Origin of the sequence: Citrobacter youngae (assembly GCF_003818115.1) — a bacterium.
In the GTDB taxonomy this organism is placed as follows: domain Bacteria; phylum Pseudomonadota; class Gammaproteobacteria; order Enterobacterales; family Enterobacteriaceae; genus Citrobacter; species Citrobacter youngae.
On record NZ_RPOI01000014.1, the window covers coordinates 1 to 23128 of the forward strand.

Here is a 23128-nt window from a genome sequence, read left to right on the forward strand (position 1 = left end):
TCATCCTCACGCCAGTCGCCGTCATCCGTTGCCACCAGAATATACTGACCCCGGTCACGCGCCGCGTACTCCCACTGCGCTTCCGTCGGCAGGGAAAACGGCAGCCCCGTCTTCTTTTTCAGCCAGCGGCAGTAATTCTCGGCCTCAGTCCATGACACCACCGCCGGACTGTTATTAAAATGGGTCATGTCCGCCAGGATTTTATTCCGCCATTCTTTATCAAACTGCTGGGCAGGTAATCCCGCCATTTTCAGATAAAAAGCGTAATCCTCATGGGTCACCTTGAAACGACCGATGGAATAGCTGTTCAGCGTCACTTCATGCACGGGTTTGGTATCTTTTTCCGGTGAACAGCGCGCCCCCTCACCGTGCGTGCGGGAGCAAAAATCCCCCATCCAGAACGTGCCGCCCGGAATAAACACCAGATCGCCGGTGATGCGTTGCAGGTAGTGTGCTAATTCAGCGTTATCCTGCGCCGCAGGCTCCGGTTTATCGCAACCGCTCAGCAACAGCAACAACGCCAGGCTATATTTATAAATTCGTTTTTTTTCCATTAATCGTTACTCTCCCATTTTTGCTGATACTGAGGATCAACCGGCACAAAATGGCACAGTGACCTATAAAATGGATTATCATCACAATGTAATTTGTATTGTTTGCTGCAATTTGGCGAAAAAGAATAACCGTAGGTTGGTTTTTCCTTTAAACGCGACACCAGTTCATCGAAATCTCGCAACTCTAGTTTATCGATGATATTATCCAGCTCGTCATCACTATCAATGCCCGTCTGCAGGAATATCCGGATATTCTTTTGCGCCATTTTTACAATCGCGTCCTCATTACCGGGATACACCGTTCCCGTTGCAGTAATACGCGTCAACACCTTTTTCCACTCCCGTTTGGTTTGAATACTGGACAAAATAAACAATACCGCTTTTTTTCGTTCATGGTTGGTATCCGGGATAATACCATCACCCTGGTTATTGATATCAATACGATCGTAGGCGCCGTCTAAGGTCAGGAGATACAGGGTAGCACCTTTTGCCTCAGGCGAATAAAGATATACATTGCCAGGGTTGCTATTAATTTTAAGCGCAAATTTATTGCGCTTTGCCGACTGGTCTCTTGCCGTCATAATTTCTGTAAACGTTGATTTAATAAACCCAGAGAAATCTTTGAGAACATCATCAAAATCAGCCTTCATCTTATCATAATACTCTTTGTATTTTTTCTCCTTATCCATCAATAAAATATACCACAAGGCATTAAACGCCTCCTCCTCAATAATCACCCAGTGCTTATAGTCCATGCCATAGAGTTGATAGATAACCCATACGGCGAATTCCATAAACAGCTCGGGAGTAATCTCACCCTCCACAAGTCCCTTCGCGCCGGGGCCCAAACACAAACTGCCATGCATATGGAACCTGAATCTTCCTTTAACAAAACGAACCCTAAACTCACCGCTGGCCCCAGCGCCTAACTGAACCTCGCCACCGACTTTAAGCGAACCAAAATCCTGGAAATCACCTAAATGCTCTTCTTTCTTTTTATTCTTTTCTTTTTGATTTTGCAGTTGAATTAATTTATCCATTGCCGAGGCGTCAAGCATTAAGTCTGGTTCAAGACCTAATTTTTTTAACATGGCCGGGATTTCCGCCACCAGTGAAGTAAAGGGTTTCAGCCACTGTAATGTTCCACCTAAACTGGCGCCAACTTTAGCACCACCAAAGGCTTCCGCTTTTACTTCCAGTCCTTTTTTTGCTTTGCCTTTATTGCCCTTAACTTTTACGCCTTCTTTTCGTTCAACAAATGTTGAACTTTTGGTGCGATTCCCCATTAGCAACTGTTTTTGGTTGTATGTCACAAACTGCAGATTGGCTTCTATCTTGGCTGATGCGCCAACATACCCGGTCAATTTCCCTTCTATTTTTGCCCTCAGGACACCAATATTGGCTTCTTCCTTATCATTAATCATAAATTTAAGCGGCCAGCCGGTCCGGTCGGGAACAAAAAGTGTGGAGTTTACTTTTCCAGAGAAAACGGTTAATTCAGCTTGAGCCTCACCTTTTATTTTCACTTGTCCGGTATCAGGGTCCCAGCTATTAAGCGTGGAGGCATTCGCTGTCAAACGCATAAATTGAGCACCCGCAGAAACATCAATATATTCACCCGTGTGCTTATACTTTTTATCGTTCCATACCTCGGCCCATTCTGTTAATGTCTTCTCAAATTTGATGTTTGCACCGACAGTCATTGTGCGATCCATCATTTGTTTAATCTTCTCCTTGGCTGTTTTCAACTTCTCTGATAAAGATTTTATATCGATACCAATAATATTATTATCTTCATCTTTGGTGAAAATATTATCACCACTAAAATCATCCACGGAAATCACTGTGAATTTTGTTTCAAACTTCTTATAGTCTTCTTCTTTAACATATGAATAAAATCGACCAAAAGCTCGCTTCTTAATATCTTCAATGGGTATTAGCTCAACTATAGGTTTATACCCACTTTGTTCATTGAAATCCCCCAACTCCTGCTGTAGATTTTTAGTTGCCGTTTGTAGCTCACCTTCAGCCTTTGATATTTCATTTTCCAGTTCGGGCAACCTGTCCTTATTGGCAGTATCCTTTAACTGCACACCATATTTTTCAATAGCCTGAGAGTATTTATTTTTTGCAATATGTTGTTTATTTACCAGGTCGCTCAGTTTGCTCATAGCAACTTCAAACACGCTGGCATCCGCTTCATCAATAAAAATCAATTGTAATTTGTCAATCCTGAAATAGCATTGACAAGATTTGACAATCACAATTTTTACATTTGACTCAACCTTACTCGTTTGATGATCTGCTGCTGGCGTGTTTGAACCGCTCATAATCTTTTCCCTGATTATTCAGATGCATAAATTAATAAATTATCACTTCACCGGACTCGGGTGGTTCACTGCACAGCGCACGGCTTTGTCGCTTGGCCGGTATGATCTGCTTTCAGGGTCCGCTTTATAGCGCACCATGGTCAGCCCGCGCCCCGGCCCTGAGTAGTCCTGGCTGCGCAGCACCCGCGTGTAGTACCCGTCCGGGTCTTTAAATACCGGCTGCTCCGGGCCCTGCGGGTCTTTTACCGGCGAATGGCTGTAGTATTCCGGGTCATACCAGTCCTTCATCCATTCCCAGCCGTTTCCGGCCATGTCGTAAATCCCCAGCGGATTGGGGGGACGAAAATCACGTGGAAGCGGGGATAGCCACTTGAGGGTTGAGCCTGTCTTTTTGGCATACTCTTCAGTATCCAGCTCAGTGGCAATGTTGATGCCCTTGCGGTTTTCTATACGTATCGTGCCGTCATCGGTGGGCGCCACCACATATTTACCCCGGCTACGCGCCGCGTATTCCCACTGCGCCTCCGTCGGCAGCGAGAACGGCAGGCCCGTTACCCCTCCCAGCCACGCACAGTACCGCTCCGCTTCGTTCCAGTCCACGCGGGCTGGCGTATCCGGGATCCGTCTCCTGTCATTCCAGTCCCTCCCGCTCAAACGCCCCTTGACCTCCCGGCCCTTCAGGCCATTCCAGGCCAGATAAAACTGGTACTGCTGGTTGCTGGTTTTAAACTTACTCAGCGAATAGCTGCTTAACTCCACCCTGTGCAAAGGCTTGCTGTCTTTATGCCCGTCGTACTGCAGTTTTTCCACGCCATATTCTTCGCCAAAATCCCCCATCAGATATTCACCGCCTTCCACAAATACCTGCTCTGACTTTATCTGCGCCACAAACTCCTGCAGCCGGGCCTGGTCTTCCGCACTGTGCAGGGGTTTGACTGAGGCGGGGTTTTGATCGCAGCCAGCTGCTGCGACTATCGCAATGGCGCACAGCCACAACCTGTCGTTTTTCATTATCACAGACCTCACTTCACCGGACTCGGGTGGTTAACGGCGCAGCGCACGGTTTTGTCGGTTGGCAGATATGGTCTGCTTTCAGGGTCCGCTTTATAGCGCACCATGGTCAGTCCGCGCCCCGGCCCTGAGAAGTCCTGGCTGCGCAGCACCCGCGTGTAGTACCCGTCCGGGTCTTTGAATACCGGCTGCTCCGGGCCCTGCGGGTCTTTTACCGGCGAATGGCTGTAGTATTCCGGGTCATACCAGTCCTTCATCCACTCCCAGCCGTTTCCGGCCATGTCGTAAATCCCCAGCGGATTGGGGGGACGGAAATCACGTGGAAGCGGGGATAGCCACTTGAGGGTTGAGCCTGTCTTTTTGGCATACTCTTCAGTATCCAGCTCAGTGGCAATGTTGATGCCCTTGCGGTTTTCTATACGTATCGTGCCGTCATCGGTGGGCGCCACCACATATTTACCCCGGCTACGCGCCGCGTATTCCCACTGCGCCTCCGTCGGCAGCGAGAACGGCAGGCCCGTCACCTCTCCCAGCCACGCGCAGTACTGCTCCGCTTCGTGCCAGTCCACATGCGCAGGTGCATCCGGGGTTCGTCCTTTTTCTCTCCATCGTTTTAATAGTCGTTCATCCACTTTTCTCCCGGAGAGGCCATTCCAGGCCAGATAAAACTGGTACTGCTGGTTGCTGGCTTTGAACTTACTCAGCGAATAGCTGCTTAACTCCACCCTGTGCAAAGGCTTGCTGTCTTTACGCCCGTCGTATTGCAGCCTTTCCACACCATATTCTTCGCCAAAATCCCCCATCAGATATTCACCGCCTTCCACAAATACCTGCTCTGACTTTATCTGCGCCACAAATTCCTGCAGCCGGGCCTGGTCTTCCGCGCTGTGCATGGGTTTGACTGAGGCGGGGTTTTGATCGCAGCCAGCCATCGCGCTGACAGCCATCACAATGGCACACGGCCACAACCTGTCGTTTTTCATTATCACAGCCCTCATTTCACCGGACTCGGCTGGTTAACGGCGCAGCGCACGGTTTTGTCGGTTGGTGGATAACCTTTATTTCCCGGATCGGTTTTATAGCGCACCATGGTCAGCCCGAGCCCCGGCCCTGAATAGTTCTGGCTGCGCAGCACCCGCGTGTAGTACCCGTCCGGGTCTTTAAATACCGGCTGCTCCGGGCCCTGCGGGTCTTTTACCGGAGAATGGCTGTAGTATTCCGGGTCATACCAGTCCTTCATCCATTCCCAGCCGTTTCCGGCCATGTCGTAAATCCCCAGCGGATTGGGGGGACGGAAATCACGTGGAAGCGGGGATAGCCACTTGAGGGTTGAGCCTGTCTTTTTGGCATACTCTTCAGTATCCAGCTCAGTGGCAATGTTGATGCCCTTGCGGTTTTCTATACGTATCGTGCCGTCATCGGTGGGCGCCACCACATATTTACCCCGGCTACGCGCCGCGTATTCCCACTGCGCCTCCGTCGGCAGCGAGAACGGCAGGCCCGTCACCTCTCCCAGCCACGCGCAGTACTGCTCCGCTTCGTGCCAGTCCACATGCGCAGGTGCATCCGGGGTTCGTCCTTTTTCTCTCCATAGTTTTAATAGTCGTTCGTCCACTTTTCTTCCGGAGAGGCCATTCCAGGCCAGATAAAACTGGTACTGCTGGTTGCTGGCTTTGAACTTACTCAGCGAATAGCTGCTTAACTCCACCCGGTGCAAAGGCTTGCTGTCTTTATGCCCGTCGTACTGCAGTTTTTCCACGCCATACTCTTCGCCAAAATCCCCCATCAGGTATTCACCGCCTTCCACAAATACCTGCTCTGACTTTATCTGCGCCACAAATTCCTGCAGCCGGGCCTGGTCTTCCGCACTGTGCAAGGGTGTGACTGAGGCAGCTTTATGATCGCAGCCAGCCATCGCGCTGACAGCCAGACTCAGGAGTAATAACGGATATTTTATCTTCATGACTATTCCTCAGGATTTGCGCCAGACAGCGGTGAAAATGCTCCCATACGCGGATAAAAGGGGTTATCCGCCGTCGTTAAGCGATACGCAGTGGTATTGTTCATCGTCAGGGCATATCCCCAGGCAGGCGTCGTTCTTAATCTTTTATAGATAAGATCCATTTCACTGACTCTATCGAAACCTTCCTGGAGAAAACGCCTTACCGCGTTCATTGAATTTTGCGCCACCATATATTTTAAGGCAGCGTTACCCTCTGCCATGTCACTCCCACTGGCATTAAATCGGCTAAATATCTGGAACCACTCCCGCTGCGTCTGAATGGATTGCAACACAACAATAATCGCCTGCTTGCGCTCCTGATAAATATCGATGAGATAATCACCGCGATTATCAAAATCAACATGATCTGCGATGCCGTGGCGGGTAAGTAAGTAGAGTAATATTCCTTTGGCCTCAGGGGTACGCATCAGAAGTAAATCGGGGCTCTTAATAATATTTGCTGCTAACTGATTTCTTCTTTCAGACTCATCAAAGACGGATTCAATACTTTCTACCAGGCTAGTATATTTAACTTGTATTGTATCTAACGTTTCTTGTGAACCCTTTAGCTATTGACTCTTCCATATCCGAAAGCAACAAAACACTAACTTGGGTAAATGCTTCAAAAGCTTTCTGTGCCACTATTTCGAAAAAGGCGTAGTCTAATCCATACAGTTGATAAATGAGCCATTTTGAAAATTCATAAAATTTGTCAAAATCCACTTCTGCTTCAAAACTGCCTTTTGCCCCGAGTCCGACACAGAGGCTGGCGGCGATTTTGAAACAAAACTTACCGTTAACAAAGTCACACTGAAAAGTCCCCCCAATTCCGGCGCCAGCCATTCCTACCAGGCTTTCAGTAAAGGTACAAAAATCGGCGAACTCGTTAGCTTCTTTGGCATCGTCTCCGGTCTTGCCCTGGCGTACGGTAAGTTCCGGCGGCTGCAACCACTGTACTCCACCTGCGAGCTTTAGTTCTGCGCGCGCGCCGCCAAACGCTTCTGCGCTCACTTTGGCGCCATCTTCGTTTTCCTCTCTGGCCTTATGGAAGGTTGCACCGCTCACATGCCGTTCGCTAAATCTCGGTAGACGCCCGGCGCTGTTACCCATAATCATTTGCTTACCGCCATAGGTGGTAATCTGCAACTGCGCTTCTGCCTGGGCAGAGGCTCCCACAAAGCCAATCAGTGAGGTTTTCAGATAGACTCTGAGCATTCCCATTTTTAATGGTTCAGTTCGATTTTCAGGTTGAAATGTCAGGCTCCAGCCAATACGATCCGGAAGATAAAATGTCGTTTCAACAATGCCAGAAGCCAGAGAAAGCGTGGCCTTGAACTCACCTTTGATAGCCAACTCGCCGGTTGCTGGATCCCATTCCGCTGAAGCCGCCAAATTAGACGAGCAGCGCATAAACTGTGCGCCAGCTGAAAAATCGATAAACTGACCAATTTCTTTATGCGAAACCAGACTGTTATTCCAGCTATCTGCCCAGTCCGTTAACGTCTCATCTATTAGCTTTTTATCGATTGGATCAAAAAGATTTATGCCTTTATTTTCAAACTCCAGATCTTTAATTTGTTTTTTTAATTTAGAAACTGAAATCCCTGTTATATTACCATTTTCTCTTTTTAGGATATTATCCGCATCAGATTGTTTAAACTTTACTTTATGTCTGACTCCCGCCCCCAAATTATCAACATATCCTTTCTTTGCAAAAGAATAGCGTTTCTTTGCGCCAGCGCCACCATTTTTTCGAGAGATGGGGATGAGTTCAACAACATCCTCATAACCTGCCCCCTCAGACGAAAATTTTCCCATAATCTTTTGTAAAGCATCTCTTTTCTCACTCAAATCAGCTTCTTTATGAGTGACATTACTCCCTTTGTCAGTAAGAGCGGCACTTTCCTCTATTTTTGAATTTAAAACGCCAAATTCCTCAACAGCTTTAGAGTATTCCTCGTTAGCCTGATGAAATTCATCAACTGCCGTCATTATTTCACTGGCATGCTCATCAAGTACTTTTGCCGCATCAGTAGTTAAAAACAATAGCTCCTGCTCTCCGGTACAATAATAGATATCACATGATTCATGTGATATCTGTACGGTGTTATTTTCTTTTTTACTTAATTGATTCTCTGCTACGGGTAATATGGATGTATCGCTCATGATACCAACCTGGTTTTATTCAAAGAATAACTTCATAGTCTGAGGTTCAAGGCTGTAATGAGATTGGGTATATCCATTCTCATCAGTCACACCACGAATAGTTTCACCACTTTCAGTTTCAATACGATATTTAATGTACGGTTTAGGCTTACCATCCCCTTTATCAACGATCTGAAAAGAACCATTCATAGGGTATTTATATTGCGGGTCAGAAACAGTCATCGGCTTAAGCGCTTTTTCCAGGATACCTACTCCGCCCCACTGGATATCAGGACTTTTTAGCTTAAGACTCCCCGGTGCGCCAAGCTCGATGGATCCATCTTTGATTTTTATATACGCTCCGCCAGTGCTGGTAAGCGTAATTCCCTGTTGGGCGTTTAAAACAATGTCACCATTAACGCTATTAATATTCATCGTTTTATCTGACTGCAATCGCATGGCATCAGTTTGTGCCTGAATATCGACCATTCCTCTGGCGGCAAAAATTTTCATCCCCATTTTTTGGGCAAACAAACTGATTGCCTCGCCAGCGGCAACGGTCAGACGTTTAAACAACGTCAGATCTGCGTTCTCACCTGTCGTTACGGTTAGAGAATGACCCGCTGTTAGCTGAATATTTTTGGGTGTGGCCGCACCTATACCAGCAGGTGCATTCAGTAACAAACCCGCCCCTTTTAGTTGCGCCAGCGTTTTCGTCAGTTCTTGCTGCGAAGCAATATCAGCATCAAGTGAACCTGATACTTTGGCGCTGTTCGCTAAAGCTGTAACCAGCTCGAGTGCATTTTGCAACTCAGCTATTGCAGCACGCATATCCAGCATCTCTCCCTGAGCCTGCGGCTGGTTATAGGCACTAATTAAAACCCCTTTCCCGCCGCGTACCGCCACCCAGTCATCTGTGCGCAGCTCGGCTCCCTCGCCCCGCAGCGCACGCTGTGCATCCACATTATGCCCCAGGTTCAGCTGCGTCTTGCCGCCGTACTCGGTGCTGAGCTTGACGTGCTCCTCACCCCGTTTGTCTTCCATGCGCAGCTTGTTGTTCGCGGGTGTGCGAATGACGTTGCGGGTGTGGTTTGCCTCCGTCACGTGGTCCGGATGCCGGGAGTCGTGCAGCGCATGCGCGATATAGGGCCGGTCCGGGTCACCTTCATGGAACGCCACCGCCACTTCTGTGCCCTGTATCAGCGGGAAGTGAATCCCGTAGGTGTCGCCGCCGTAGGGTCTGGCCAGGCGCAGCAGCATGCTCTCATACCCCTGCTGTTTGCTGTCCTGGTCGGCATCGAACTTCACCCGGTACAGCCCCTCCGCCGTCTGATGCGCGTAGATATCCCCGCTCTTCGGGCTGCTGACCCGTGCCGTCAGCGTGCCGCTAACCTTCGGTCTTGCCTTCAGCGCCGGACGCCAGCACTGCGTCTCACTGTACGGCACCGCCGCCAGCGTCACCCTCAGCGCATCCTTCCTGCTGCCGCTGAACCCGGCCCGGATGACCACCACCGGCTGCTGCAGCACACCCGGCAGCGTCGACGGCACGCTGTTGTCGGTTATCGTCAACACCTGTCCCGGACGTAACCTCGCATCCGTGCTGAAACCCGTTATCAGCGTCTGCTCCGCCAGAAAACGCTCGTGGTCCAGTCGCGCCCAGAAGTTCCCGGTTTCCGCCGCCGGATCGAATGCATCCCCGGTTTCAAGATGGCGCGGTTTGTAGTGATACACCTCGCCATAGCGCATTTCCTCGCCTTCGCCGCCGGTGATATCCGCCCTCGCCGACTGCAGCACTTTCTGCGCTTCGCGGTGGTTATAGTCTTTTGTCGTCACTCCCGCCGGTGCCACCTGGTGCAGGATGTTCAGTCCCCAGACGGAGTCCGCCCCGCTGTCGCTCATTCCTGACGGGCTGTTCAGCGCCAGCCGTTTATCAAACTCATAGGCGCTCTGCTGGTCTGCAAAATGCACCACTTCCGTCCGGGTGTCCGGCTGCAGCGTGAAGAAGTAAAATATCCCCACTTCCGCCAGCAGACGCTCAATAAACGCCAGGTCGCTCTCCTGGTACTGATTTATCTGCTCACGCTTCGGATAACTCTGTGTCAGCGTGAATTCATACTCCCAGCCATGCAGGGCGTGCTCCTGCAGGATTTCACTCACCACTTCCGGGACCGATTTGTTTATGAAGAAGCGGTGCGTGCGGAACTGTTTATCCAGCAGGGAGAGATAAGGCTCAATGATGATTTCATGGCTGACCTGGTCGCGCGACCCCGTCAGACGCCGGAAATGGGTCACCACGCCGTGGACGAATTTCACGGGCAGGGCATGCAGTAATTCCCCGCCTTTCATGGTCAGCAAAGCCGGCTGGTTCAGGAACATACCGGCAGTCAGCTCTGAAGCGCTGCAGGTAAAACGGACTGAATAATGGTAACGGACGCTTAACTGCTCCAGCCCCTCAAAACGTTCCACATCCAGTTCATGCGGGCATGAAGAAACCGATAAACTGTAGCGGTTAAGCGTGGGCCCTGATGCTATTTCCATATTCATAGCGTTAACTCCGTTTAATAAACTATAATTACGCGTTTATAAACCATAATAAAAACTGAATAAAACAGTTTTCCATTAAATAAAAATCACAGATAATCATCCCAATTACTACGTACGTGAGGCCAGCCAAATTTCATCATAAAATACCCAAAAACAATCAATAAAAAACCTCCCGCGCCCCATAAATATCTAAATCCATCGTCAGAAATAAAGAGAAACCAAATAAAAAAGGCAATACCAAACATACATAAGATATTACCAGCCAGATATGAAAAATAATACATTAAATATCTGGCTATTTCTCTAAACTTCCCAATCCGTCCAGAAAACATTGGCAAACCTCATTAAAAAAAACTAAATTTGCATTGTGAAATTCAATTGCTTTTTCAAAAGGTGAAACAAGATCTTCTATCAGAAAATAAAGCAGATCCAGGTCCCCCATATCCTTCAATTTTTGATAATGACCTGGACTCCTTGCAGCCAGATAGCGAGATGTATAGATTGCTCTGGATACTTCCGCTCCCAGCGTAAGAAGCGAGCCTATAGCAGCACCTGAAAAAAATGCCGTGACTAGCCGATTAGAAATAACAGCCCCAATTTTAACGCCAGTTAGCTCTGAGAAAATCATCCTTCCAGCACTATTTCCAGCTATTTTTTCTGCTATTAAAGCAACATCCAGTCGAGAAGAAAAATCATCAATAAAGACTCCAACAACCTGACCTACCAGCTCCTTATTAAACCCCACCTTATTAATAAGTCTGGCAAACCTGTATTTGTCATCTTGATTCGCTCTGCGATGTTCTGTGTCCATAAAATCATAGGCCAAATACCCCATACTAACAGGAAATGATATAAGCCCTTTTACCAAAGCAGCAATAAATCCAGAATCATCAACATTAATAGCTTCGAGCATATCTTTTGCAAGATCTTTAGCACCATCCATATTTAGTCCTTTAGCGCAACGCATATCCCGATACAAAATAAAACCCAGCGCTAGTCTTTTCACTGGGTTTTATTTTTCACTTGCTATCAAATATCAGTTCAATTCCCTCTTCATCACGCCAACTTAAAGTAAGTTGCAGAGGTTTTTGCTGCCGGGAAAGATATGTTAACAACTGCTGACTGAGCACTGGCAAGATTTGTTGGTTCAGCAGACTGTCGATATTCCTCGCCCCCGTATCCGGTAGCAGGCAAGCGGCTGTCAGGGCGTCAGAAAGGCTATCGGATATCGTCGTGGTGATGCCGTAGTGGCGTAATAGACGCTGGCTGACCTGCTCCAGCTTCATCTGAACAATTGTGCGTAGCGCTGGTTCACTGAGCGGGTGATAGATGATGGTCTGGAAGCGTGCCAGCAGCGCCGGCTGGAAATGTTCGCGTAAAAGTGGACGCAGCAATTCATGCAGATCGGACTCTGTCGCTTCTGGCTGTTCTTCCAGCAGCTGCATTACGGAATCGCCGCCAAGATTGGAGGTCATCAAAATAACGGTATTGCGAAAATCAATTTCACGACCTTCGCCGTCACGCATGAAGCCACGGTCAAATACCTGGTAAAACAGGTTCATGACGTCGCGATGCGCTTTTTCGACTTCATCCAGCAGTACCACGCTATAGGGACGTTTTCGCACGGCTTCGGTCAGGATCCCTCCCTGACCATAACCCACGTATCCCGGAGGCGAGCCCTTGAGCTGGCTCACGGTGTGCGGCTCCTGATACTCAGACAGATTAATCGTGATCAGCGATTTTTCACCGCCAAACAGAATCTCGGCCAGCGCCAGCGCCGTCTCCGTTTTCCCGGTACCGCTTGGTCCGGTAAGCAGAAACACACCCTGCGGGCCGTTTTCCGGCGTAAGACCCGTTTTTGATGCGCGCAGTCGTTGCACGATGGCATTAAGCGCATAATCCTGCCCGACAACGCGTTTTCCCATCTGAGTTTCAAGCGTCAGCAAGTCTGCCTGGGAGTCCTTCATTAGTGAAGACAACGGTATACCGGTCCAGTCGGCAATCACCGTTGCGACAGTGCGCGCGTCTACATCCGGAAACAGTAAAGGATGACCCTGCTGAAGCACACTAAGCTGCTGCTGCAATTCAACCGTCTCCGCCTGACGGGAAATATCACGGCGGCTGGCCAGCAGTTGCTCAGTGAGCGCTAATTCCTGGCCATACTGGGTTTCGCGTTCATCCAGCTCGACAAGCAGACGATTTTCTTGCTGTTCAATGCTCGCCAGCCTTTCACCATGCTGACCATTTCCTAGCGCGAGATCTGCAAGCAACGCCTGCTTTTCGATTTCAAGTGCGGTGATCTCCGACCTCAAACGCGTCAGTGGTTCCGGAACGGTATCAAGGCTGATACGTACTCTTGCACCTGCGGTGTCCAACAGGTCGACGGCTTTGTCCGGCAACTGCCGCCCGGTAAGGTAGCGGCGAGAGAGCGTAACAGCGGTTTTAACCGCGTCGTCAGTGATGTGAACGCCATGGTGTTCCGCATAGCGTGATTTCAGACCGCGCAGCATCAAACAAGCAGTGTCATCATCTGGCTCATCCACTTTCACCATCTGAAAACGCCGCTCCAGCGCAGCATCACGCTCAAAATACTGTTTATATTCGCTCCATGTGGTCGCCGCGATGGTTCGTAGTTCACCTCTGGCCAAAGCGGGTTTTAGCAGGTTGGCTGCGTCAGCGCCTCCCGTCTGATTACCAGCCCCAATGATGGTATGTGCTTCATCAATAAAGAGCAGAACGGGGGTTGGCCATTGCTGAACGGCATCAATGATATTTTTTAAACGCTGTTCAAACTCTCCTTTCACCCCAGCCCCCGCTTGAAGCAGCCCAAGATCCAGCGTGCGTAACGTCACCGCTTTCAGGCTATCCGGCACGTTACCTTCCGCAATGCGCAGCGCCAGCCCCTCCACCAGAGCGGTCTTGCCGACGCCGGGTTCCCCGACCAGAATGGGATTGTTTTTTCGCCTACGGGACAGCACATCCACCATTTGACGAATTTCATTATCGCGACCAAATACCGGGTCGATATCGCCGGCACGCGCTTTCGCGGTGACGTCCTGCGTAAATTTATCGAGCACGCCTTGTAATGCTGACGACAACGTCGACTGAGCCAGGCCAGGACGCGATTCATCATCAGGAGAAACCTGCGCCAGAGCGGCTTCCTGCTGTCTTTCGGGACGTTCATCCGACTGGACATTTAATAGCGGCAGGAGTCGTTCCAGTTGAGTATGTCCGGCGCTCAGAAGAGGCCACAGGCCATCACACTTCAGTAGTGAAGGTTTGCCTACCAGTGCCATCAGCAGATGCACACCCCGTATCTGCGAATTTTCATCCGTTGCGGCGCATAGCCACGCTTGTTGCATTAAAGAAAGAAGCGCATCAGACAACTGTGGGCGGCTTTTCACGGAACGAGGCTGAACATCCAGATGCGCCAGCAGCGACTGCCAGAGATTGTCGATATCCCATTCATAGCGACGAGCGATGACGGTAATATCGCCCTCCCCCTGCTCAAGCAACTTCAGTAGCCAGTGTTCAGGCGTGATTTCTGCATGCGCGCGCGTCTGGCATAACGATGCAGCCGCTTCAAGCGCCTGAGCACAGTAGGGATTGAGACGACGTAATAACACTGCTGACTGGTGTTCCATTTGGTTCCTGACTCCCTGTATTCAGGCATGCTACCGCCCGTGGCCGTAATCCAATGCCCATAAGGTAATAAGTGACGTTGATACTCTCTGCTTAACCCCCCACTCCGGACGCTCAGCAGAGGGCATAAAAAAACGGATGAGGAAATCCTCATCCGTTAGTGCATTACGCGGTGGTACGCTCGTTCCAGGCGTCAGAATGGATAATGTTGCCATCCTTATACGTCCAGACGATTTTCTCGTAGCGCAGTTCTATCTGTTCCAGGTGGTTGTGCTTCTCTTTAGCCGGATCCTTGATGTCGTACATAACAGGATTTACTTTCACCACTTTCACGTTGTGCAGAGTGGTGTTGAAGTATTCCACTTCCTGACCCGCATCATTAATGCGATACCATTTGAACTCTGCCTGGCGCAGGGTCTGACCGGTCGTTACAGCCTTGTACAGATACGGGCTGGAGGCATCGATTTCCTTAGTGAAAAGGAATGGGGTATGGATGCGCGTCCCGGTCAACTTACCGGTGTTGTTATCGGTAGGGATGTACAGGTTATGTTCCTGAGCCACTACTTCGATACTGCCCACACGGTCTTTCACGTCAACAGAGCCTTTAATATCCGCACCGCCGTCATCTTTCAGCCAAAGGTAGACTGGAATTGCCATAACTCTTTCTCCATTTTTACTTCGCTAATGCGTCACCATCTTGCGGTGACGGTTCCCTCATGCCCGGCACCCGACAGGCATCAACCTGCGGAACCAGACTGATCTCTACACGGCGGTTGGCAGCCCGACCCTCCAGCGTATCGTTGGTTTTGTAGGGATGTGATTCACCGTAACCCTGAACGGCAAAGCAACTCTCTGCGACGTCACCGGTATCACGCATCCAGTCGCGAACAGATTCCGCACGTTTGAGAGAGAGCTGTTGATTAGATTTATCGTCACCCACATCATCGGTATGCCCGGCGATGACTATCAGCCAACCGGGTCTGGCTTTGATATTGACCAAAGCTCGAATGAGTACTTTTGTTGAACCCGCTTTTAGCGCCCATTTGCCCGTATCAAACAGCGACATGCTGTTGAGACGCACGGTTTGCGGGGAGATCGCTTTTGGTTTTTCAGGTGGCAACCAGTCGCTGATTGCGGCCTGCAAAGGTGGGATCAATCTCATCCCCTGGTACAATCCCATTGAAAGAGAAAGGGGTTCGCCGCGCTGATACCAGCGATCAAGCCGCTGCGCATCCCGACGAAGTTGATCCTGAGCCTGAATCTTTGGCTCGACAGGATTGCCGCTAAGATGGCGGTATAGTGTCAGATGATCGTTTGTGATCCTGATGAGATGCTGGTTATTGATAAAGCTGCATGCCATCGCCAGTCCAACAAAAATGCCGCATAGCAGACCACTTATACCCACAGTTCGTTGAAATGCTGTCAGCGCCCGGCGGCGGGATAAAAAAGGCAATGCTAAATCAGGAAAAGGCAGCAGTTCGGACGCGGCAGAAGCCGCAGGAGAAATCGTTGTTTGATCGGTGATATGCCGCTGCCACAGGTTATTTTCACAGGCCGCTAATGAGGTGAAACACACAACCCGTAAAGCAGAGAAAAGTGGCGGAGCATGGCGCTCGGCGTCGCCTTGTACCTTCTTCAGCCAACCCAGTAAAGTATCTAACCACACTGCATGTGTAAGATGAGAATGGCGAGCCGAGTGCTCTTGCGATGAGAAAGGAACAAAATCATCTAATCCTGTAGCCGACTGCACTTCAGTATCCTGAGGGGTGCGAATAAACCAACGCACAGTCTCATTGCACTGAGGAGAATTCAGCCAACAACACAGCCAAAACGGCGGTATACCTGATAACCAACGCCGACTCTGGGTCACCACCCGCCGCCAACTGAGCAGCATGTGCTTAAGCGCGTCTTCATCATTATGCCGTTCCGGGATCAATGCCAGCATCACGGAAACGCGCATAAGAAGCCCCGGACGCTGCACAGCTATCTGACGAACCAGAGCACTGTAATGCTCTGGGGATTGAACAGATAAATACCAGCCCTGTGAACTCTCGCAGGAATCGCCACGTCCGGCAAACAAGGGAGCAGTATCGCCACATACCAGCACAACAGGTCCACTGAAACTCTCTGGAGGGAGCGGAACGTCATGAGCAGAATGAGCAGACGTCAACCGACCATACTGGCGCCAGCCATAAACGATCCCTGGAATGGAAAACAGTAAAATAAAGACGGTAAGACCACTGCGAACACCTGCACTTAACGGACTGAATCCCCAGACCAGCAACAAAGCCAGCACGGTCGCCAGTACATAGTTCACGATCCCTCGCAACTGAGCCATGTCTTAACCCTGCCCAATAAGCTGAGCAATCTGCCCTTGTAAGACATGAGAAAATGTGAGCCATAAAGCACCCAACGCCAGTGCGCCGACAAGCCATGCCAGCCACCAGCGGCGCTTACCGCCAGAGAATCCGGAAGCCCGCATGATGACTGGCGCATCGTGCTTTAACTTAAAAGGCATTGCCTGAGTCGTCAGCGCTTCAAGAACATCTTCACGACGCTCGTCTCCTTGCTCACGATAACGCCCAACAAAACCGAGCGTGATTGCGCGATAAAAGCAGGTTAATACGGCGGTATCAGGAACGGGCTCGCGCAGTACGGTACGAATGCGCTCCCAAAGTTCTTCCCCGGCATTGGTGGTGTTGAAATAGCGAGCCTGTAAAGGTGTCGCAAGCCAGGTGATATAACCGCTATCCTGGCGGTTGCGGTTCAACACGCTTTCATCCAGTAATGCACATTGCGTATAGAGCATGTGCTCAACGCTGTGTTCGCTGTATCCCATGTCACGTAAGGCCTCACGTGCAGAATCAATCCATTGGCAGGCCCGGCGATAGAAAGCAGCCCCATCGTCGACTTCCGACCCATCGCGTAATTGGCTTACAGCAAGCCAGGTTGGCCAGAACACCTGATCAATATCCTTATTCATTTATTTCAATCCCTTAATACTGCAAATAGCTCAAGTTGAATCTCTCCCAACGTTCCCGGCACATAGAAAGCGCAATTACCGGCGTCCAGCATGGACTGGGCGGCTGGATGATTAATCTCAAGAGCAAAATATTGATTTTCCAGTCGCAGTGGGATGGCTGCGGGTACATGCGTCAGCGGTTTTAATGGAATGCCGCTAAGTGCCACATTGACGACATCCGACACATCAGCCCGACTCCCTGCTTTACACAGCTGTGGAAACTGCGTCAGGAGGACATGCGCTGGAAGAGCCGAACGAACGGACAGATAAAAATCAGCGCCTTCACGCAGTCGGGCATCCGACAGAGCGCCATACCAGAACTGTCGCTCCTGCGTCAGTTCAATCGCGACAACGCGAGATGGCAGGCTGGCTTCCAGTAGTTCCACCAGCAGTGCAAACAGTGGCGGGAATACCTGCTGCGGATTTGCGTGCTGGTATGGAGGTACAACGCTGACATCATTTTCTAATGAAAAGGTCAGCAGGCTGCCGGCTAACCGCGCCAACTCCCGCCACAAAAGCTCGGGGTGACGACCTGGGTTTTGCAGCATTTCTTTCAGAACAGGCTCCGAGCTATTAAGCGCATTCAGCAGCCAAAACAATGAAACGTCTGCTACCGCAAAATCCGCCATTCGTTCATTACTTTCACGGCGCAAGGCCATCAGACGGCGGCAACGGGCCTGGATACGGTGTACCAAATCACCGAGCGAATTGATTAATGAGGGGCTCGCTGAGAGTGAAAGCGAGGGTGGTAAAAAATCGTGCCCTAATTCCCATTGCCCCTGAGCATTACGAATAAGGCAAGCTACCGGACAGGTGAGATAAGCGCTGTTATCGTCGTGGGCATACCGGAGGGTAATAGCATGCCGCAGCACCGCCATATCAGTCTGCTCCTGGCCTGCGAGATCCTGCACTGGCAGCCATTCCTGCTGCCAGCGACACGGGCGGCTAACGCCGTTGCCTGATGAAAGGTTACCGCCATTAGCCGAAAGCAGCGGCAATGCCAGCACGATATCAACGCTGTTGTAACCAGTAAGGTGCGATAAATCACACGCCGGAGGCAGGTTATCTGAAATACCTGTATCCACTAACGTACCGTCAGGGAAGCGCACCACCAGATTAACGGGATTCAAACGGGAAACCGTTAGCGCACTTTCGTCAAACTCCGCGCTGATGACGCCCCACGGTGATGAAAGTGACATGTGAGCCACAACGTCAGCGACATAGGCATCCCAACGAGTCTGTTGCTGAAACTGCTGGGGAGCCAGAAAGGCCCCCTCGCTCCATAACGGACGATAGATCTTCATCGCACCTCCTGTGCGCTGCGTCGTTAAGATTTCGACTTAGGCATTTGTGAAACTAACGACAGACTGACGTCCATACCTTCAACCTGGAAATGCGGAATAGCGTACAGGCGCACGCGGAAGAAACCGGGGTTATCCTCAATATCCTCCACCACGACACGCCCATCACGCAGCGGGTGTGATGCCTGTAAATCATCGCCAGGATCGGTCATTTCGGTTACCAGACTGCGCAGCCAGTTGTTAAGTTCAAGCTCAAGCAGACGGCGATCTTTAGTCGTGCCAATGTTTTCTCGCTGCAGGATTTTCAGGTAGTGAGCGATACGAGAAAGCAGGAAGATATACGGCAGACGTGAGTTAATCCGACTGTTAGCCGTCGCTTCCGGAGTATCAAACTGTGCAGGTTTTTGAGCCGAGTTAGCAGAGAAGAAGCAGGCGTAATCACGATTCTTATAATAAGAAAGCGGAATAAAACCGAGGTTGGCGAATTCAAACTCGCGGGTTTCCGGAATCATTACCTCAGACGGGATTTTCACCTGATTACCTGTACCTAAATCGTACAAATGGATAGGCAAATCTTTAACCGCGCCGCCCGCCTGTGGCCCACGGATCTGGACGCACCAGCCATTCTTGATAAAACTTTTCACCATGTTCACAGCGAAAGAGAAAGAGGCACTGGTCCACAAATATTTTTCGTGATCCGGCCCCTTAACTTCTTCAACATAGTTAAAACTGCGTACCGGCACCGTATCTGGGCCATACGGCAGGCGACCCAGCACACGCGGCATAGTCAGCCCGATGTAGCGTGAATCATCGCTATCACGAAATGCTTTCCACTTGATGTATTCAGCACGTTCGAAATAATCATTGATGTCTTTTATGGCCGCGACTTCTTCCATATTTTCTTTCAGGAAGAATTTCGGCCCCACGGCACCAATAAACGGCATATGGCAAGCAGCCGACACGCCAGAAATATTGCGCAGCAGTGCAATATCCTGCGGACTGTTATCAAATTCGTACGCTGAAATCATTGCCGCAATGGGTTCGCCGCCTGGTTGATCATATTCTTCAATATAAACATGGCGGTATAACCCACTCTGGATAAGCTCCGGCGCGTCGTCAAAATCATCACGCAGCGCATCCTTGCTGATATCCATCATTTCTACACGGACATTTCGGCGAAAATCGATGCCGGTGATCATCGAATGCAAACCACGCCAGAGCGATTCTTGTTTTTGAAATTCAGCATGGTGCATAACTTCATTAACCTGGTCGCTAATTTGCTTATCCAGGCGAGCAATCTGCTCATCGAGCAGCGTTTTATCCAGACGTTCCAGGGGCTGCGCAGCATCCGCCAGACATGAGACCAGAACCTGAATCGCAGCGGTCACGCGTTCAGCCGGAGCGGCATCAGATAGCGCTTCATCGCTCTGCCACGCATCGACGTTTTTTAATGTCGAAACCGGGGCAAGATTAATTTTGTCAAAGAGGGATTGATAAACGCTACGTTCACTGGTCGTGGTGGTGGCGACTGAAGAGGTATGTTCCTGAACAGACATCAACATATTCCTTTTATGATCCTTTACTATTCCTGCCGATTTAGCGGAGGAAACCCTGTATAGCCTTAAATCTCTTCCGGCATCATCGTTGCCAGTTCATCACGCAATTCCTGACTCAAGTCCGGATCTTTAAGGATGATTTCCAGCTCGCGACGAAAAGCGGCGTTATCGAGTAAGTTAGATTTCAGGTCACGCAGTAAGTTACGCATAGCTAACAAAACGCGTAATTGTGGGATATTTCTTGCGACCTGTTCGGGTTCGAAATCGCGGATATTTTTAAAGGTAAGGTTAATATCGTCCTTTCTGTCATCACCAGCCAACGTATTTTTAACACTCAAATTAACTACTGGTGAGAACTTAGCTAACACATCATTAAAATTATTCTTATTAATATCAACCTTTTCGCGCTCCGATAATGGTCGTTGTTCTCTACCATTACTGAAATCCCCCACGGTCAAAAGTTTTAACGGCAATTCAACCTTTTTTTGCACGCCTCCGGTATGTAAATCTAACTTGATATTAACGCGTGCCGTCGGCACTTCATTCTGAAAACTGTCACCCATACGTCCCTCTCAGACCGGCGATTCCTGCCGATATTGTGCATTTCCTGACGGAGCATTTTCTAATCGCTCAACGTGTTTCTTACAACGTCATTTCTGTGGGCAGTCAATAATGACTGTTAATGACAATTAATGATTATAATTAGTACGCAGTCGGAATCCGATATATTCCACGGGAGAAAACATGATCGATATCACTAATCAGCCAAATAACACATTAGTGTTTATTATTTAAAATTAAAATCAATAAAATATTTATCTGATACAAGCGACGAAAATTAATCATTGGTGAATACATTCATTAAACGAATGCATTTAAGTTATAAGACATTAGCCTTAAAAATATTTAAGCCCATATATATACATCACGAAACTTATTTAAAGTTAATCAGCACCAATTTAACTATAAATAAAAAAGCCGGAGATATACTCCAGCTTTTCGTATTTCAATCAAGAACATGCCAAAAGATTACTCTTCCTTCACCACAATCAGCGGCTCGATATCGCTCTCTTTCTTAATCACCAGCGACTCATCGCCGCGCAGGCAGGTACCGCCGTAGTTACCGCCTACGGTGAAGGTACAAACCTGAATATATTTACCGGCAATGTTTGGCAGACACCAAAGCTGCTGATAAATGTTCTTCTGCTCGGCAAACTTACCGCTGGTTTTATCCAGCAGCTCTTCCTGATGACTCACCAGATCGATGTTGCTGCCACAACGTCCTGCAATAGGTTTCACCGCATAACCGGTTTGCGCCAGCTCATCATTAACAGTGAAATCGGTATCAAGCAGATAGCGGTGGTGCGGGAACAATTGCCACAGAATCGGCAAAATCGCTTTGTTGCCAGGGATCACCGTCCACAGAGGCTCGAAGACCAGCACTTCCGGGCGCAGCAACACGTCGATTAAACGCACTTCCTGATTCGTATGCCCGGTACGAATTGGTACCGCGGCGTACTCCGTTTCACTGACCTCTCGCACCTGCTCAATCGCGGTTTCCCACGCCCAGGTTTTCCAGACACAGTTCACCAGGCGACCGTCACCGTCAATCAGTTGACCAGCATCATCCCAACGTAGCTCATCGAGGCCACGCAGAATTTTGCTGTCAAACCCGGCCTGACGCAGCGCCTGCTGCATAAACTGCGCATGATAGTTTTCTTCGATATCCTTATCCTGCATGATGTGGACAAACGGACGTGCGCGGCTGTGCTTCCAGGCACCTGCCAGTTCGTTGATCAACCCTTCAGCCGGGTTGTGTCCCTGCCCTGTGTAGCCCCGCTCGGCCCATCTTTCGAGAATCAAGCCAGCTTCGGTATGGCACGAGGCGGAATCGGCGTTGTACTCATACACCTTCAGTCCACGTTCATCCATACAGAAATCCATACGACCCGTAATCATATGATGCCGACGACGCTGCCAGGAAAGGCGCAGGCGCGGCCAGAGGATTTTCGGGATATCGAACAGCGCCAGCAAGTTGTCGTCTTTCAGCACTTTGTCAGTCGCGTGCAGATACATCAGGTGCAGCTCGTTGGTGGCTTTGATCAGCTCCTGCTCGGCACTCTCGGTAATGGTGAAGTACTGATGCGGATCCTGATTAATCACATGCCCATTCGCCAGCACGTAGGCTTTTTGCAGCGGATCCTGTTCATCCAGCCATTTACCGTCAAACTGTCCGTTATCTTCCAGACGTGCGCCGCCAATTTTCAGCGAGTCATTGGCGATCTCCGGCTGCGGCAGGCTGTAACGGGTATCCTCGGTCTGGATCATCCAGCCAAGTATGGTGGTGTCGTCAAAGGTATCCCGCAGGGTGTAGCAACCGTTTTCAACCACCATCTCCAGTTCACGGGTCCACTGCTGTCCGGGAGGCAGCGGCGTATGGAGCACGTTCTGTTCGGCAATACGGATTTTGTTTTCCAGCAACTGGGTAACGACCGCCACATGCCCGGTATCTTTAAATTCGCCGCCTTTTTGCCAGATAAGCAACGCGCCTGCTACCGGTGCGCGGGGTGAACCATTGGGAAATGCCTGTAACGGCAGGATATTGTCATTTACCACTTCACGCAGGAAGCGTAAGGAGAAAATCTCCCAGGCCATGCCTACATCGGTGAAGACCACGCCATAGTTTAGGAAAAGAAAGCGGCGTGCGAACTCTACGCACTGCCATTTGTGGCCCATGTATTCGTCGTCGATATAGCTGCGAAATGCCGCATCATCGTCGTAGTCCCGTGGGTCAAGGGAGCTGTAATCTGAAGAGTAGATTGCTACGCCGCCTGGGGCGTAGCCCAATAATGTCCCGAATGGGGCATCCTGACTGGTCGTTCCTTTGCTCATGCACCTTACCTCAAAACAATACAGCCTGAGCAGGTTGGCGTGAATTTTTCGCTCTGGTTGCCTGCTCTGCGACACTAACCGGACAGAGGTCGACATCATCATACACCTCAACGCAGCTGCTGGCGCTCA

The 23128-nt window shown here is 49.8% G+C and carries 17 protein-coding genes; all 17 read right to left on the reverse strand.

The window, feature by feature from the left end; translation table 11 throughout:
• Positions 1–554, reverse strand: a 554-nt coding sequence (locus EHN13_RS11400; protein WP_148085785.1) for a formylglycine-generating enzyme family protein, incomplete at its 3' end; no start/stop codon positions are given.
• Positions 554–2884 carry a hypothetical protein gene (locus tag EHN13_RS11405; RefSeq protein WP_124021407.1) on the reverse strand — a complete coding sequence of 777 codons (2331 nt, stop codon included), beginning with the start codon at positions 2882–2884 and terminating at the stop codon, positions 554–556. The genes EHN13_RS11405 and EHN13_RS11400, both read right to left, overlap by 1 nt.
• Positions 2885–2926: 42 nt before the next feature.
• Positions 2927–3895, reverse strand: a complete 969-nt coding sequence (locus EHN13_RS11410) for a formylglycine-generating enzyme family protein (protein ID WP_115642850.1) — start codon at positions 3893–3895, stop codon at positions 2927–2929.
• 11 nt (positions 3896–3906) lie between these two features.
• Positions 3907–4878 (reverse strand): formylglycine-generating enzyme family protein, encoded by a 972-nt coding sequence (locus tag EHN13_RS11415; protein ID WP_232034670.1) that lies wholly within the window; start codon positions 4876–4878, stop codon positions 3907–3909.
• A gap of 11 nt (positions 4879–4889) precedes the next feature.
• A complete protein-coding gene (locus EHN13_RS11420; protein WP_124021408.1) occupies positions 4890–5858 on the reverse strand; it encodes a formylglycine-generating enzyme family protein in 969 nt (322 codons plus the stop codon).
• Between the two features lie 2 nt (positions 5859–5860).
• The gene (locus EHN13_RS24335; protein WP_232034669.1) at positions 5861–6325 is read right to left on the reverse strand and encodes a hypothetical protein; all 465 of its coding nucleotides are present in this window, start codon (positions 6323–6325) and stop codon (positions 5861–5863) included.
• 100 nt (positions 6326–6425) lie between these two features.
• A complete protein-coding gene (locus EHN13_RS11425) occupies positions 6426–8063 on the reverse strand; it encodes an ATPase (RefSeq protein ID WP_232034668.1) in 1638 nt (545 codons plus the stop codon).
• Positions 8064–8078: 15 nt separating this feature from the next.
• Positions 8079–10586: a type VI secretion system Vgr family protein gene (locus EHN13_RS11430; protein WP_124021409.1), complete on the reverse strand. Its 2508-nt coding sequence runs from the start codon at positions 10584–10586 to the stop codon at positions 8079–8081.
• 295 nt (positions 10587–10881) lie between these two features.
• A complete protein-coding gene (locus tag EHN13_RS11440; protein ID WP_124021410.1) occupies positions 10882–11529 on the reverse strand; it encodes a hypothetical protein in 648 nt (215 codons plus the stop codon).
• 76 nt (positions 11530–11605) lie between these two features.
• Positions 11606–14230 carry a type VI secretion system ATPase TssH gene (tssH, locus tag EHN13_RS11445; protein WP_124021411.1) on the reverse strand — a complete coding sequence of 875 codons (2625 nt, stop codon included), beginning with the start codon at positions 14228–14230 and terminating at the stop codon, positions 11606–11608.
• 163 nt (positions 14231–14393) lie between these two features.
• Complete coding sequence (gene tssD, locus EHN13_RS11450; protein WP_003024437.1) at positions 14394–14885, reverse strand: type VI secretion system tube protein TssD; 492 nt, start codon at positions 14883–14885, stop codon at positions 14394–14396.
• 16 nt (positions 14886–14901) lie between these two features.
• Positions 14902–16566: an OmpA family protein gene (locus tag EHN13_RS11455; protein WP_124021412.1), complete on the reverse strand. Its 1665-nt coding sequence runs from the start codon at positions 16564–16566 to the stop codon at positions 14902–14904.
• 3 nt (positions 16567–16569) lie between these two features.
• The gene (tssL, locus tag EHN13_RS11460; RefSeq protein WP_048213209.1) at positions 16570–17211 is read right to left on the reverse strand and encodes a type VI secretion system protein TssL, short form; all 642 of its coding nucleotides are present in this window, start codon (positions 17209–17211) and stop codon (positions 16570–16572) included.
• Positions 17212–17216: 5 nt separating this feature from the next.
• Entirely contained in the window at positions 17217–18554 is a 1338-nt protein-coding gene (tssK, locus tag EHN13_RS11465; protein ID WP_124021413.1) for a type VI secretion system baseplate subunit TssK, read from the reverse strand.
• Between the two features lie 23 nt (positions 18555–18577).
• Positions 18578–20107: a type VI secretion system contractile sheath large subunit gene (gene tssC, locus EHN13_RS11470; RefSeq protein ID WP_003024445.1), complete on the reverse strand. Its 1530-nt coding sequence runs from the start codon at positions 20105–20107 to the stop codon at positions 18578–18580.
• Between the two features lie 65 nt (positions 20108–20172).
• Positions 20173–20670, reverse strand: coding sequence for a type VI secretion system contractile sheath small subunit (gene tssB / locus EHN13_RS11475; protein ID WP_003024448.1), 498 nt, complete (start codon positions 20668–20670; stop codon positions 20173–20175).
• Between the two features lie 466 nt (positions 20671–21136).
• Positions 21137–22999, reverse strand: coding sequence for a bifunctional glutathionylspermidine amidase/synthase (gene gss, locus EHN13_RS11480; RefSeq protein WP_124021414.1), 1863 nt, complete (start codon positions 22997–22999; stop codon positions 21137–21139).
• Between the last annotated feature and the right edge of the window lie 129 nt (positions 23000–23128).